The sequence below is a fragment of the Streptococcus sp. 1001283B150225_161107_H12 genome, assembly GCF_015552665.1.
GTDB lineage: Bacteria > Bacillota > Bacilli > Lactobacillales > Streptococcaceae > Streptococcus.
In genome coordinates, this window is sequence record NZ_JADNFC010000001.1 from 588525 (window position 1) to 601748 (window position 13224).

Sequence of the window (13224 nt, forward strand, 5' to 3'; positions counted from 1 at the left end):
GTCAAGATAACCGAAGCTCTTTGTTTAATTCAATAGTGTGAATTAGGAATGGCTAACAATTCCGATGATGGTATCCACTGCACGTTCCATGGTTTGAAGGCTGACGTATTCAAAGCGACCATGCATATTTTCGCCACCAGCGAAAAGGTTTGGAGTTGGAATTCCCATGAAGGAAATCTTAGAACCGTCTGTACCACCGCGGATTGGTTCAATAATAGGAGTAATGCCTAGATCTTCCATGACTTCCTTAGCCAAGTTGACTGGTGTCATGTCTTTCTCGATGACCTGTTTCATGTTGTAGTACTGGTCTTTAAGGGTCAAAAGAACTCTTTCGGCACCAAGTTCTTGATTCATCTTGCTTGCGATGTCTTCCATCATAGCTTTACGGGCTTCAAAGTTCTCTGTCTCGAAGTCACGGATAATGTAGCTAGCATGCGCCTCCTCAACAGTTCCATCGATATTCATCAAATGGAAGAAGCCTTGGTAGCCATCTGTTTTTTCTGGGCGGTCTTCTTCAGGGAGTTGATTGTGGAAGTCAATGGCTAACTGGAGAGCATTGACCATTTGGTTCTTAGCAGTACCTGGGTGCACATTACGCCCTTTGAATGTGATTTCAGCTCCTGCAGCAGAGAAGGTTTCGTATTGCAATTCACCAAGAGGACCACCGTCCACTGTATAAGCGAAGTCTACATTGAAATCTTCTGCATCAAACTTATCTGCTCCGACTCCGATTTCTTCATCTGGTCCAAAGCCAACTCGGATTTCGCAGTGTTTGATTTCTGGATGAGCATTCAAATATTCGATAGCTGTCATAATCTCAGCAATCCCTGATTTGTCATCTGCACCAAGAAGGGTCGTACCGTCAGTAGTGATCAAGGTTTGACCTTTGTAGTTATGGAGGTTAGCAAAGTCGGCTGGATCAAGTGAATAATCAGAATCACCAAGAGGAATAGCGCCACCATCATAGTTTTCGATGACTTGAGGGCTGATATTCTCAGCATTAAAGTCAGCTGTATCCATATGAGAGATAAAGCCAATCTTTCGGGTGAGACTTGGATCGTTTGCTGGTAGCGTTCCGATAGCAAAACCATTTGGAAGGTAGTAGACATTCTGAAGTCCAACTCGTTCCATTTCAGGAAGCAGTACATTCTTTGCAAACTCTACTTGAGAAGGTGTACTAGGAGTTGTTGTAGAAGTCTCATCAGAGCGAGTGTTGACTTTGACATAAGTTAAAAAACGTTCTAATAGTGTTGGGTATTTCATTTGTTTTTCCTTTTCTAGTTCTGTGCTTGTAAAACATAGCGTTTGATAGCAGTAGCGACACCGTCTTCTTCGTTAGAAGTGGTAGTGACATCAGCCAAGGCTTTGATAGCAGCTGGAGCATTGCCCATAGCAACTCCAAGACCCGCGTACTCAATCATTTCAATATCGTTGTTCTCATCGCCGATAGCCATGACCTCTTGCCTTGGAATTCCTAAGTATTCAGCCAGAGCCTTTAAGCCAGTCGCTTTATTTACCCCTTTAGGAAGGATCTCAAATAGGATCGGTTGGGAGCGAATAGTGTGGAAGCGCTGGGCTAATACTTCTTCATAGGTTTCTTGAAAGATATCAATTTGCTCTTTCTGATCGATAAACATTCCTTGGAAAATCGGTTGTGCCTCAAGAATTTCTTCTAGGCCAAGTGACACGGGGACTGCAGAAACGATGCTAGCATCCATTTTAGCTATTTCAGAAGGTTCCCGATTCAAAATGATATAACGATTTAAATCGAACAAACTTAATTGAGGATGAATCTCCAGCGTCAACTGATCGAGATAACCCAAATCTTCTTCAGATAAGGCATTATAACTGATGACGGACCAATCTGATGATTTAACAGTTGTGCAACCGTTGTTAATCACAGAGTAGGAGTGGTTACTCTTGAAGCCAATTTCTTCAAAAATTGGACGAACACCAGAGAGAGGGCGACCTGTACAGATGACGACGTGTACACCAGCAGCTTCAGCATCCAAAAGAGCCTGCTTATTAGCAGGACTAATGGTTTTGTCTGGTGATAAAAGGGTCCCATCTAAATCAATAGCAACTAATCGAATCATATCTCGTCCTCCTTAGCTGGTAGAAAGCTGGCAATGACTTTTCCGATGACCCTCGGTTCCTCTTCTAAAGGAATAATCTTATCACTATATTTTTTATTGAGGGAAACGAGACGAATCCCTTGTGCTTCACGGAAGACACGCTTGATCAAGGTTTGCCCGTCGTACTCAATAGCATAGATGGCACCAGCAGTATCGTAGAAAGTTTGCTTGATTAGGGCAACAGATCCCTTTGGATATTTAGGTTCCAACGAGTCTGTATGAATCCAAAGTGCTAGATCATAAGCCAGTTTTTGATCAAACCAAACCAAATCTCCCTTAGAAGCACTTTGACTTGCAGCATAACTGTCGAAGACTGTATATGGTGTGTATTTCTTCTCGATACGTTTCCGTTCAGCCTGTAAAACCAACAAGCGATTGGCTTCCTCTAAGAGTGATTCTTGAAAGTCCTCATCCAGTTGCTTATAGATAAACTCAATCTTAGAATCCTCCAAGGTATCTGGTTGTCCATAACGAGGATCTAGGTCAGAGATGGGGATTTCAAAGAAGCTAGCAATCTTTTCTAAGTTCTCACTAACTGGGAGAGAAGTGCCCTTCACATAGCCAGTTAAGGTACTAGCTGGAATACCAGTTGTACGAGATAAATCGACCTGTTTCTTATTTTGAACCTTTAATAGTTCTCTTATTTTTTCGGAAATAATGCGCAAAGCCTCTTTATCTTGTGGGCTTGCTTTTCCACGTCCTCTTGCCAAGAGCTTCACCTCCTTTTACATTACAATTCATTATAGCGAATTAAATCGAAAAAGTAAACAAAAACCTTACAAAAATGAAGAATTAATGCGATTTCGATATAAATCATAAATGACTGGATTTGATTTCTTAAAACTAGCCAAGAAACAGCCTTTTTGTTATAATATACTGAATAGTTTTATAAGGATGAAAAAATGAATTTAGAAGAATTAAAGAAACGTCAAGAGAAGATTCGGAACTTCTCCATTATCGCCCATATTGACCACGGAAAGTCAACCTTGGCGGACCGAATCTTAGAAAAAACCGAGACCGTTTCTAGTCGGGAAATGCAAGCCCAGCTTTTGGATAGCATGGATCTGGAACGGGAACGTGGGATTACCATTAAGCTGAATGCCATCGAGTTGAATTACACGGCTAAAGATGGGGAAACCTACATCTTCCACTTGATTGACACACCGGGACACGTGGACTTTACTTATGAGGTTTCTCGTTCGCTGGCTGCCTGTGAGGGAGCCATTCTCGTAGTGGATGCGGCTCAAGGGATTGAAGCTCAGACCCTAGCCAATGTTTACCTGGCTTTGGATAACGATTTGGAAATCTTGCCAGTTATCAATAAAATCGATTTGCCAGCTGCCGATCCTGAACGGGTGCGCACAGAAGTAGAAGATGTCATTGGTTTGGATGCCAGTGAAGCAGTTCTAGCTTCAGCCAAGGCTGGTATCGGGATTGAAGAGATTTTGGAACAAATCGTTGAGAAAGTTCCAGCTCCTACTGGGGATGTTGCTGCTCCATTGCAAGCCTTGATCTTTGACTCAGTATACGACCCATATCGTGGAGTTATCCTTCAAGTTCGGGTGGTCAATGGTATGGTGAAGCCTGGCGACACCATCCAGTTGATGAGCAATGGTAAGACCTTTGATGTGACTGAGGTAGGAATCTTTACTCCTAAAGCAGTTGGTCGTGATTTCCTTGCGACAGGAGATGTTGGGTATATTGCAGCCTCTATCAAGACTGTTGCGGACACTCGTGTCGGTGATACGGTGACCCTAGCGACCAATCCAGCAAGTGAGCCTCTTCATGGTTACAAGCAAATGAACCCAATGGTCTTTGCCGGTCTTTACCCAATCGAATCTAACAAATACAATGATCTTCGGGAAGCTTTGGAGAAGTTGCAATTGAATGACGCTAGTCTTCAGTTTGAACCGGAAACTTCTCAGGCCCTTGGTTTTGGCTTCCGTTGTGGTTTCTTGGGTCTCCTTCATATGGACGTTATCCAAGAACGCTTGGAGCGCGAGTTCAATATTGACTTGATCATGACAGCTCCGTCTGTAATCTACAAGGTCAATTTGACAGATGGAGAAGTGCTGGATGTGTCTAACCCGTCTGAGTTCCCAGATCCAACCAAGATTGCTTCGATTGAAGAACCTTATGTCAAAGCACAAATCATGGTGCCGCAAGAGTTTGTTGGAGCTGTCATGGAATTGGCCCAACGCAAACGTGGGGACTTTGTAACCATGGATTACATCGATGAAAATCGGGTTAATGTGATCTATCAAATCCCACTGGCTGAAATTGTCTTTGATTTCTTTGATAAATTGAAATCCTCTACGCGTGGCTATGCAAGCTTTGACTATGAGTTGTCTGAATACCGTCCATCTAAATTGGTTAAAATGGATATCCTTCTCAATGGTGATACCGTCGATGCCCTCAGCTTTATCGTTCACAAGGACTTTGCCTATGAACGTGGTAAATTAATCGTTGAGAAACTTAAGAAAATTATCCCTCGTCAACAGTTTGAAGTGCCTATCCAAGCAGCTATTGGTCATAAGATCGTTGCACGTACAGATATCAAAGCTCTTCGTAAGAACGTCTTGGCCAAGTGTTATGGTGGGGACGTCTCACGGAAACGGAAGCTTCTTGAAAAACAAAAAGCCGGTAAGAAACGGATGAAAGCTATCGGATCTGTAGAAGTACCACAGGAAGCCTTCTTGTCAGTTCTGTCAATGGATGAGGAGTAAGCTTCTCTTTGATATATTCGAACAAATCAAACGTCCCGCTAGGGGCGTTTTTGTATCGGACTAGACAAATAGCGCTTTCAAATCTTCATTGAACGTGATAAACTAGAGGTATCAAAACCCATCACAAAGGAGAGGGAAGATGAATAATAAGTTCTTACTTGCGACCGTTTCGGTCTTGTCAGCTGTTGCCCTTGTAGCTTGTAGCACACCTAAAAAAGAGTCTAGAAAACCATTGTCATCTGAATCTAGTTCCACTGAGGTGGTAAAAAAGAGCAAAAAATCCTCTAGTAAAAAAACCTCTAGCAAGGTGGAGTCAAAATCATCGGATAATACCAAGAGTTCTGTCGAAACCAAACGGGTTGGTTCTGCAGATTATGGCTATATCGATATCCCAAGCAAGTGGATTAAATTTACAGATATAGATGGTGGAGACAGTATTCAATACACGGATGGCAGTGCCTACAATATCGTTACCATGAACGGGTATACCAAAGAGAAAGCGAATCCCGGTGAAGGTGAAGTCTTCAACGCAGAGTTAATTGCGAATCGAATTGCTTACTATTGGAATGACAATAAAGAAGTAGATAAAATGTGGGGAGCTAAAACCACTGTCTCAGGCAATGAAGCTTTGCAGCTGAATATTATCCTTAAATCTGGGCAGTACCTCATTACTTGGGTCTTCCAAAAGGATGATAAGGTTTACTTGATGTCTTTTGAAGGGGATAAAACCACTTTGGCTCAATTCATTCCCTACATTGAGGAAACTTGGAGTTTGGATGGAACAGGTGCCGTGACGGATTAATCCAGAGAGAGTTTAGCTTAAACTGTTCAGTCATTAATGTTTGATAGAAATAACTACATGACGCAGTGGTTGATTGGTATCTTTGTTCGCTTTTTAAGCTCCAAAGATAACCTAATCAACTGTGCGGGGGTGGGAAAACGAACTCTTCTTAATTAGTCGGAGTTCTGTCCCACTCCCTTTTTTACGGCCTCTATGGTATAATGCTCTTATCCATTTAGCAATTAGAAAGTAGTTTATGACTCAAGAAATTGACTTAGAAAAATACCATCAGTTAGCGCTTCAAAAACAAAAGGAGCACCGCAAGGTATTGGCAAATCTGAAAAAGAAGCCCCCTAAAAATCTAGATAAAATAGCCCAAGAGATTCACGATGAAGTCTTTCAAGAAATTGATTGTACCGCCTGCGCCAACTGCTGTAAGACCCTAGGACCCGATTTTAAGGAAGCGGATATCACGCGCATCGCAAAGTATTTCAAGATGAAGCTTCCCGCTTTTGAGGCGGAATTTCTTCAAGTCGATGAAGACGGAGATAAGGTTTTTAAATCCATGCCTTGCCCTTTCTTGGGTGGTGATAATCTCTGTTCCATCTACGATGTGCGTCCGAAAGCCTGTCGAGAATTCCCTCATACAGACCGCAAGAAAATCTATCAGATCAACCATCTGACCATCAAGAATACTCTCACTTGCCCAGCAGCCTATTTATTTGTAGAAAAATTAAAGGATCGTTTGTAATGACATATACATTTTTACTTTTTGACCTAGACCACACCTTGTTGGACTTTGATACAGCGGAGGAAGTGGCCTTAACGCAATTCCTCCAAGATCAGGGGGTTCAAGATATCCAAGCCTTTAAAGATTACTACAAACCCATGAACCAAGGCCTCTGGAAAGATTTGGAGCAAAAGAAGATTAGCAAGAAAGACTTGATTAATAGCCGGTTTGCCATTGCCTTTGCCCATTTTGGTAGAGAGGTAGATGGTGAAGAGATGGCTCTTCGTTACCAGGACTACATTAGTCAACAGGGACAGACTTTCTCAGGAGCAGAAGACTTGTTAGCTAAGCTAGTAAAAAGAGGTTACCGGCTCTATGGTGCTACCAACGGCGTTACTGCCATTCAACAAGGGCGTTTGAAGCAATCAGCCATTACCCCTTATTTCAAAGAAATTTTCATCTCTGAACAATTAGGAACTCAAAAACCGGAAGTGGCCTTTTACGAAAAGATTGGGAACCTGATCCCAGGATTTGCTAAGGAACAAGCTCTCATGATTGGGGATTCTTTGACGGCGGACATCGCTGGAGGCAATGCTGCGGGGATTGATACCGTCTGGTACAATCCGGATCACAAAGAAAATACCAGTCCAGCAGTGCCGACTTATGAAGTGGATTCTTATGAGGCCTTATTGGCGCTCTTGCGAAAAGATTAGCCTAGTACGGATACCAGTTGCTTTCAGTTAGAGCTAAAAAGGAATTGACCTGAAAAGAAGGAGAGTGTAAACGGGGATAAATGATTAGAAAGAGTTTATTTTTTCAATTTCTTATTCGACTAGCTTATATCCTCCTATTAGCTGGTGCAGCTTTCTATCTGTTATGCTCGTTGAATGGGATGGATTGGGACCAAGCTACTATCCAGGAAAGAAAAGGGTTTCGAGCGTGGATCATGCTTGGCTGCACGGTTTCTTTCATTCTCATTCGGCAAGTATTCGAATTTGTTCGTCTGATTTGTAAAACAAGCAGAAGAGGCAGAGAGTTTTCGCAGGAATGGATCGAATCAATCTCTTTGCGGGAAATAGAGAAGGAAGCGGAATTCAGAGAACCGAGGTTGAAATTACTAGTATATAAGGGCTATTTGATAACCTATCGGTCTTGTTTCGACTATCTGAGAATAGATGAGGACATTTGGAAAATCCAACTTCAGAAATTTCAAAAGTATAGTTATAGTAGATACTCTGGTAGAAACAAATCACTTCTTCCTCCTAAGTATTTTCTTGTGTTAAGGGATTTTGACTACAAGGAATACTATCTCGCTATTAGCTATCAGAAAGAGGAGTGGTATCACTTTTGGTCCTATCTGATCAGGGAATATCCATGGATAGAGTGCAGCGGTGATGTGGAGGAACATCAAATATAAGCGTTTCTTTAAGTACATGAACAAGCTTTGTTCAAATTTCATTCCATTACAAACTAGCTCTCGGGCTAGTTTTTTGTTATTATGGAAAAATGATTATATTTAAACAAATACCATTCAATATCAAGAAATGGGTCGGCTACCTGGTTCGTGCATTCTTCACAGTGGTCGCTCTCTTGATTTGTTTTCTCTTTTATTTTACTAATCAAGAAGAAAAAGAAATCCAACAGCAAATTTCTGGATTTTATCAGGAAGCGGGATTTAAAGGAGACCTACATTTTAAAGCAGCTAAACTCCATGGGATGTCGACCAAATATGCTTATACCTATCAAGAAAGAGTTGAGGGAAAGAGGGTTCAGTTTGACTTTCCCGATGCGACTCATCTATCAAAAGAAGAAACTGGGAAAAACTATGACACGGCAGGAGAACTGGCTCAACATTACAACAGTTGGTTAGTAGCTCCGTTCTTCGAAAGAGCCTTTACGGAATCTAAAGGATTTAAACAATTAAAGCAAGAGATAAAAGATCGATTCCATCAACAGGGCCTCGAGGTAAGTGAGATTCGTCTCCAGTTACCAATTCAAAATCCCGATTTTGAAGATCAGTTAGCAAGAGACTTGCTAGCTGCCGAGAAAGCTGGAGAAACGGATCTTCGAGGAATTCTGACTTTAAATTATGCTACCTACCGCCAAATTAAGGGATTTTCCTTTACCATCACAGTGACTTCCCTCGCCAAAGAATTTGAAGGGAAGCACTTGGATGTATCCGGTCTTCCTCCTGGAAACTATGTGATTGAATCGGATTCCGAAGATGAAGGATCTTATTACTTTGAGATCGATTAAAAAATTTTTAATAGTGTCAAGTTTTTTTCTTGACAGGTCTATAAAATGTGTTATAATAGATCATGTGCTAAATAGCTTGTCTATTTCACCGAAAATTAAAATATAGAAAAGAGACTTATAAAAATGGCAGTTAAAATTCGTTTGACTCGTATGGGTTCTAAGAAAAAACCTTACTACCGTATCAACGTAGCAGATTCACGTTCACCACGTGATGGACGTTTCATCGAAACAGTTGGAACTTACAATCCACTTGTTGAAGAAAACCAAGTTACTTTGAAAGAAGACCGCGTTCTTGCATGGTTGGCTGATGGAGCTCAACCTTCAGATACAGTTCGCAACATCCTTTCAAAAGAAGGTGTCTTGAAGAAATTCCACGATTCTAAATTCTCAAAATAATCAAAAAGTAGGTTGATGTATGGATACGATTGAAAATCTTATTATTGCAATTGTGAAACCTTTGATTTCACAACCGGATGCCTTAACCATCAAGATCGAAGATACTCCTGAATTCTTGGAGTACCACCTTGACCTTGATCCTAGCGATGTTGGTCGAGTGATCGGTCGGAAAGGTCGCACCATTTCTGCGATAAGAACGATTGTCTACTCTGTCCCAACTGAAGATAAAAAAGTAAGAATCGTTATTGACGAAAAATAAAAAGGCGGGATTTTATCCCGTTTTTTTTTGTTGGAAGACTCAGTAAGCATCGTTGAGAATTGTTGCTGAACATGATAGAATAGAGTGAATAAACTATACTGGAGAAATCATGAATTACTTTAATGTTGGGAAGATTGTCAATACCCAAGGCTTACAAGGAGAGATGCGGGTCTTGTCTGTGACAGACTTTGCAGAAGAACGCTTTAAAAAAGGAGCAGAGTTGGCTCTCTTTGATGAGAAGGATCAGTTCGTCCAAACAGTGACTATTGCTAGCCACCGTAAGCACAAGAACTTCGATATCATCAAGTTTAAGGATATGTACCATATCAATGCCATTGAGAAATTTAAGGGCTTTAGCCTAAAGGTTGCGGAAGAAGACTTGACGGATTTGGAGGATGGCGAGTTTTATTACCATGAGATCATCGGCCTTGATGTTTATGAAAATGACCAGCTAATCGGTCAGATCAAGGAAATCCTGCAACCAGGTGCCAATGATGTCTGGGTAGTCAAACGCAAAGGCAAACGAGACCTTCTCTTGCCTTATATCCCACCAGTGGTGCTCAATATCGATATCCCGGGTAATCGGGTCGATGTGGACATCTTAGAAGGGTTAGACGATGAAGATTGATATTTTAACCCTCTTTCCAGAGATGTTTTCGCCTTTGGAGCACTCGATCGTCGGCAAAGCGCGTGAGAAAGGCTTATTAGAAATCAACTACCATAATTTCCGTGAAAACGCAGAGAAGGCGCGCCATGTGGATGATGAACCCTATGGTGGTGGGCAAGGCATGCTTCTACGAGCGCAGCCGATCTTTGATACCTATGATGCCATTGAGAAGAAGAATCCGCGCGTGATCTTACTGGACCCTGCTGGTCGGACTTTTGACCAAGCCTATGCTGAAGAATTAGCTCAGGAAGAGGAATTGATCTTTATCTGTGGCCACTATGAGGGTTATGACGAGCGGATCAAGACCTTGGTGACAGATGAGATTTCTTTGGGGGATTATGTTCTAACGGGCGGTGAGCTAGCAGCCATGACCATGATTGATGCGACAGTCCGCTTGATTCCAGAGGTGATTGGAAAAGAGTCCAGCCACCAGGATGATAGTTTCTCGTCTGGTCTCTTAGAGTATCCTCAATACACACGGCCTTATGAATACCGAGGGATGACGGTTCCAGATGTCCTCATGAGTGGTCACCATGAAAATATCCGTCAATGGCGTCTTTACCAGAGTTTGAAAAAGACCTTGGAGCGTCGCCCTGATCTGCTAGAAAACTATGAATTGTCAGCAGAAGAAGAAAAAATGTTGAAGCAAATTAAACAGGAAGACTAACAGCCTTAGCTGTTTTTCTTTTGCTCTAAAATTAGAAAAAATCTTTCCCATCCTACTAGTTATTGGTAACAAAATGTGGTATCCTTATGAAGAGAGAACAGATATGAAAAAGTTTTGGTGGGGATTGCAATGGGCAAAAGAATAGGAAAATCAGTCTTTACAACGGGTGTCGCTGCGACAACCCTCTTTTCAGCTTTGGCTGGGCATAAGGCGCAAGCGGAGGAGATCACCCAGAAGAATGCTGCTGATCAGCAGTCGACGGATATGACTGGAATGGATTCAAGTTTTATGGATATGAATATCTTAAATGAACAGTTGTTAAAAGCTGAAAAAAGAGTAGAAGATCAACGTTTGTGCTTGAATCAGGCTCAATCTGAATACAATGTAGCCAAGTCTGGTCTTGAAGCTGCTGAAGCTAACTTACAGAATACTGAAACAAGGATTCAAAACTCCAATCAAAGCACTATTGGCAAAACTGAAAATGAAGTTGCGGTTGCTGAAGCAGTTGTTACTTTAGAAGAAGACAAGGTACGCCAAGCAACAGAAGCCGATCGCCAAGTCCGTTCTGCCATAAAGAATCAAGAGAATAAAATTGCTGCCCAACAGTTGCTTGTTGATATTGCAGGTAATGAATTGAGAAAAGCCAAACAACCCATCCAGAACGATGAGACAGTATTAGCCAACGCACAGCAAAAAGAGGAGCAGGCGCAAAACGAATTAAAAATAGCTCAAGCATTAGTAGTTAATCTGACAGAAACTCATGCCAATGTGCCTCAGGTCTTAAAGCAGGTTTCCAGTGAGATCGCGGGAGTACAGGAAAAAGTTGAGAAATTAACTCAGCAAATCTCCAAAAAAGAAGTGGAGTTAGAACAGGTCCGTGAAGCGGCAATGCTAAGTCCCATCAATCTTCAACAGGCAAGCTATGAGATCTTACTTCAAGAGTGGGCCAAAGCAGGTAACCATGATGCTGTCGAAGCCTTGTCTCTTTATAGCCGTAGGAGTGAAGAGGACCAGCTGGCAGGTGGAAAGGTCACTAGATTAGATAACGTCTTAAAAGCGTTAGAAATCGTAGATACGATTAATCTGTACCGTCGCCAGGCTGGTTTAGAGGAGCTCTTGGTAGATCCTTATCAATTGCCTGCTAGTCAACTTCAAACAGAGTATTATGTAAACCATCGAAAAGGCTTGTCCAGTTACCAAGAGAATGAGAATGTTGCCTGGGGCTATCGACCTAGAGAAGCGGTTGCCTTCTGGTATAGTGAAAAAGACCACTATCGTCAATTAGCCAAGCAATTCAATTTACCGACGGATGAAAGTCAGCTAGATCCTAGTCAGATCTCCAGGAAAGTGGGACCGGAACTATTTGCTAAGGTTGGCCACTATATCCACATGATGGGGAATCAATACAAGGCCATTTCAGTTGCCTATGCTCCAGATTTAGAAGTATCTCAAGCAGCTTTCTTTGAAGAAGGAGGCCCGCTTTATACCAGTGAAGAACTGAGCAAGTGGATGAGAAAAGTTGCCAATGCAAGGACGACAAAAGCGGATGTGAAGGCTGTAAAAAATACATTGGAGAGCCTAAAGGTCGAAAAGATTAACCAAGAATCCCGCATCAATATCCTTTCTGGGCATTTATTCGATGTCAAGAATTCTCTTGCAAGTCATGAGCAACTATTGGCGCGTGCTCAGCGTAACCTAGCTTCAGCGATGAAGAAATGGCAGGCTGCGTCGATAGAAGTCAAGGAAGCGGAAAACTCACTGGCAGTATCACGGGCTCGGATACAAGGTAGTATTAGCCCGAAAGAAGAAGCCTTGAAAAATGTTGCTCTAGCATTAGAAGAAGATAAAAAGAAATTAGATGCTTTACAGAATGTAGCAAAAGAGACTGCATCTAAGCTTGAAGGAGCACATGCCCAACTTCAAATCGCTCAAAAACAATTAACGCAAGCCAAAGGTCATCTGAAACTGTTTACCAATTCATCTGAACTGCTAGTTGATGCCCAGGCCTTAGTGGCTTCCGCAAAATCTGAACTCGAAGAGAAAAAAGTAGAATTTGAAACAGCCTTTGCAAGTTTTATGGCTTATCAAAAGGAAGCTAGTGAGTTCAGAAGTCGGATAGAGAAAATTCTGTCAATTGAGGAAGGTAACAAATCTGCAGTAGCAAGAGAGGAAGAAGTTACTGATCAGGTCCAAGTTTCGTTACTGGATTCTACTCAATCAGAAGATCACTTGCAGGACGAAGCTAACCTTGAGAAAGCTACTGGAAAAGACGAACGCAAAAGTAAAAAGGGATTATCTAAATGGTTCCGAGGGCTTGGGTTTAAAAAAGATGAATAGTTGTTAAAGTGAGAGTGGGACAGAAATCGGTAATTCGTTAGAATTCGATTTCGTCGTCCTGCCTCCGCACAGTTGAGTAGGGCTGTAAAAGCTGATGAAATCAGCGTAGTAGAGCCCACTCAACTACTGCGTCTTGCTCGATAATCCAAAGACAATTGAGAGGCTAGGACTTTTGTCCCAGCCTCTTTTTGTATAATCTAGCAGTAATAGAAACAGGATAAAACAATAGTATAATACTATCCTATTGTTTTATCCTTTATAACCCTACCA

13 protein-coding genes are annotated in these 13224 nt (G+C 41.8%); 10 read left to right on the plus strand and 3 right to left on the minus strand.

Going from position 1 to position 13224, the window contains the following annotated elements; all coding sequences use genetic code 11:
* Positions 1-42 precede the first annotated feature (42 nt).
* The 3 genes from pepT to I2C87_RS02730 are packed head-to-tail and all read right to left on the minus strand — an operon-like array spanning position 43 to position 2845.
* Positions 43-1263 carry a peptidase T gene (gene pepT, locus I2C87_RS02720; protein ID WP_195323881.1) on the minus strand — a complete coding sequence of 407 codons (1221 nt, stop codon included), beginning with the start codon at positions 1261-1263 and terminating at the stop codon, positions 43-45.
* A 14-nt stretch (positions 1264-1277) separates the two neighbouring features.
* A complete protein-coding gene (locus tag I2C87_RS02725) occupies positions 1278-2096 on the minus strand; it encodes a Cof-type HAD-IIB family hydrolase (RefSeq protein ID WP_195323882.1) in 819 nt (272 codons plus the stop codon).
* Entirely contained in the window at positions 2093-2845 is a 753-nt protein-coding gene (locus I2C87_RS02730) for a LexA family transcriptional regulator (RefSeq protein WP_195323883.1), read from the minus strand. The genes I2C87_RS02725 and I2C87_RS02730 overlap by 4 nt, the downstream gene beginning before the upstream one ends.
* Positions 2846-3037: 192 nt before the next feature.
* On the opposite strand from I2C87_RS02730, the gene lepA reads away from it, so the two are divergent.
* The 10 genes from lepA to I2C87_RS02780 all read left to right on the plus strand — a co-directional run bounded on the left by lepA (position 3038) and on the right by I2C87_RS02780 (position 12954).
* Entirely contained in the window at positions 3038-4861 is a 1824-nt protein-coding gene (gene lepA / locus I2C87_RS02735; RefSeq protein ID WP_048716124.1) for a translation elongation factor 4, read from the plus strand.
* Positions 4862-5000: 139 nt separating this feature from the next.
* Positions 5001-5663 carry a hypothetical protein gene (locus tag I2C87_RS02740; RefSeq protein ID WP_195323884.1) on the plus strand — a complete coding sequence of 221 codons (663 nt, stop codon included), beginning with the start codon at positions 5001-5003 and terminating at the stop codon, positions 5661-5663.
* Between the two features lie 235 nt (positions 5664-5898).
* Positions 5899-6393 (plus strand): YkgJ family cysteine cluster protein, encoded by a 495-nt coding sequence (locus I2C87_RS02745; protein ID WP_009731114.1) that lies wholly within the window; start codon positions 5899-5901, stop codon positions 6391-6393.
* Positions 6393-7085: a YjjG family noncanonical pyrimidine nucleotidase gene (locus I2C87_RS02750; RefSeq protein ID WP_195323885.1), complete on the plus strand. Its 693-nt coding sequence runs from the start codon at positions 6393-6395 to the stop codon at positions 7083-7085. Before I2C87_RS02745 ends, I2C87_RS02750 begins: the two co-directional genes overlap by 1 nt.
* A gap of 793 nt (positions 7086-7878) precedes the next feature.
* Entirely contained in the window at positions 7879-8628 is a 750-nt protein-coding gene (locus I2C87_RS02755) for a hypothetical protein (protein ID WP_195323886.1), read from the plus strand.
* 123 nt (positions 8629-8751) lie between these two features.
* Positions 8752-9024 carry a 30S ribosomal protein S16 gene (rpsP, locus tag I2C87_RS02760; protein ID WP_006596292.1) on the plus strand — a complete coding sequence of 91 codons (273 nt, stop codon included), beginning with the start codon at positions 8752-8754 and terminating at the stop codon, positions 9022-9024.
* Between the two features lie 19 nt (positions 9025-9043).
* Positions 9044-9283, plus strand: a complete 240-nt coding sequence (gene kphA, locus I2C87_RS02765; RefSeq protein WP_003001620.1) for an RNA-binding protein KphA — start codon at positions 9044-9046, stop codon at positions 9281-9283.
* Positions 9284-9392: 109 nt separating this feature from the next.
* Positions 9393-9911, plus strand: a complete 519-nt coding sequence (gene rimM / locus I2C87_RS02770; protein WP_049496362.1) for a ribosome maturation factor RimM — start codon at positions 9393-9395, stop codon at positions 9909-9911.
* Entirely contained in the window at positions 9901-10617 is a 717-nt protein-coding gene (gene trmD / locus I2C87_RS02775; protein WP_195323887.1) for a tRNA (guanosine(37)-N1)-methyltransferase TrmD, read from the plus strand. The genes rimM and trmD overlap by 11 nt, the downstream gene beginning before the upstream one ends.
* Before the next feature lie 129 nt (positions 10618-10746).
* The gene (locus I2C87_RS02780) at positions 10747-12954 is read left to right on the plus strand and encodes a CAP domain-containing protein (protein ID WP_195323888.1); all 2208 of its coding nucleotides are present in this window, start codon (positions 10747-10749) and stop codon (positions 12952-12954) included.
* Positions 12955-13224: the final 270 nt, after the last annotated feature.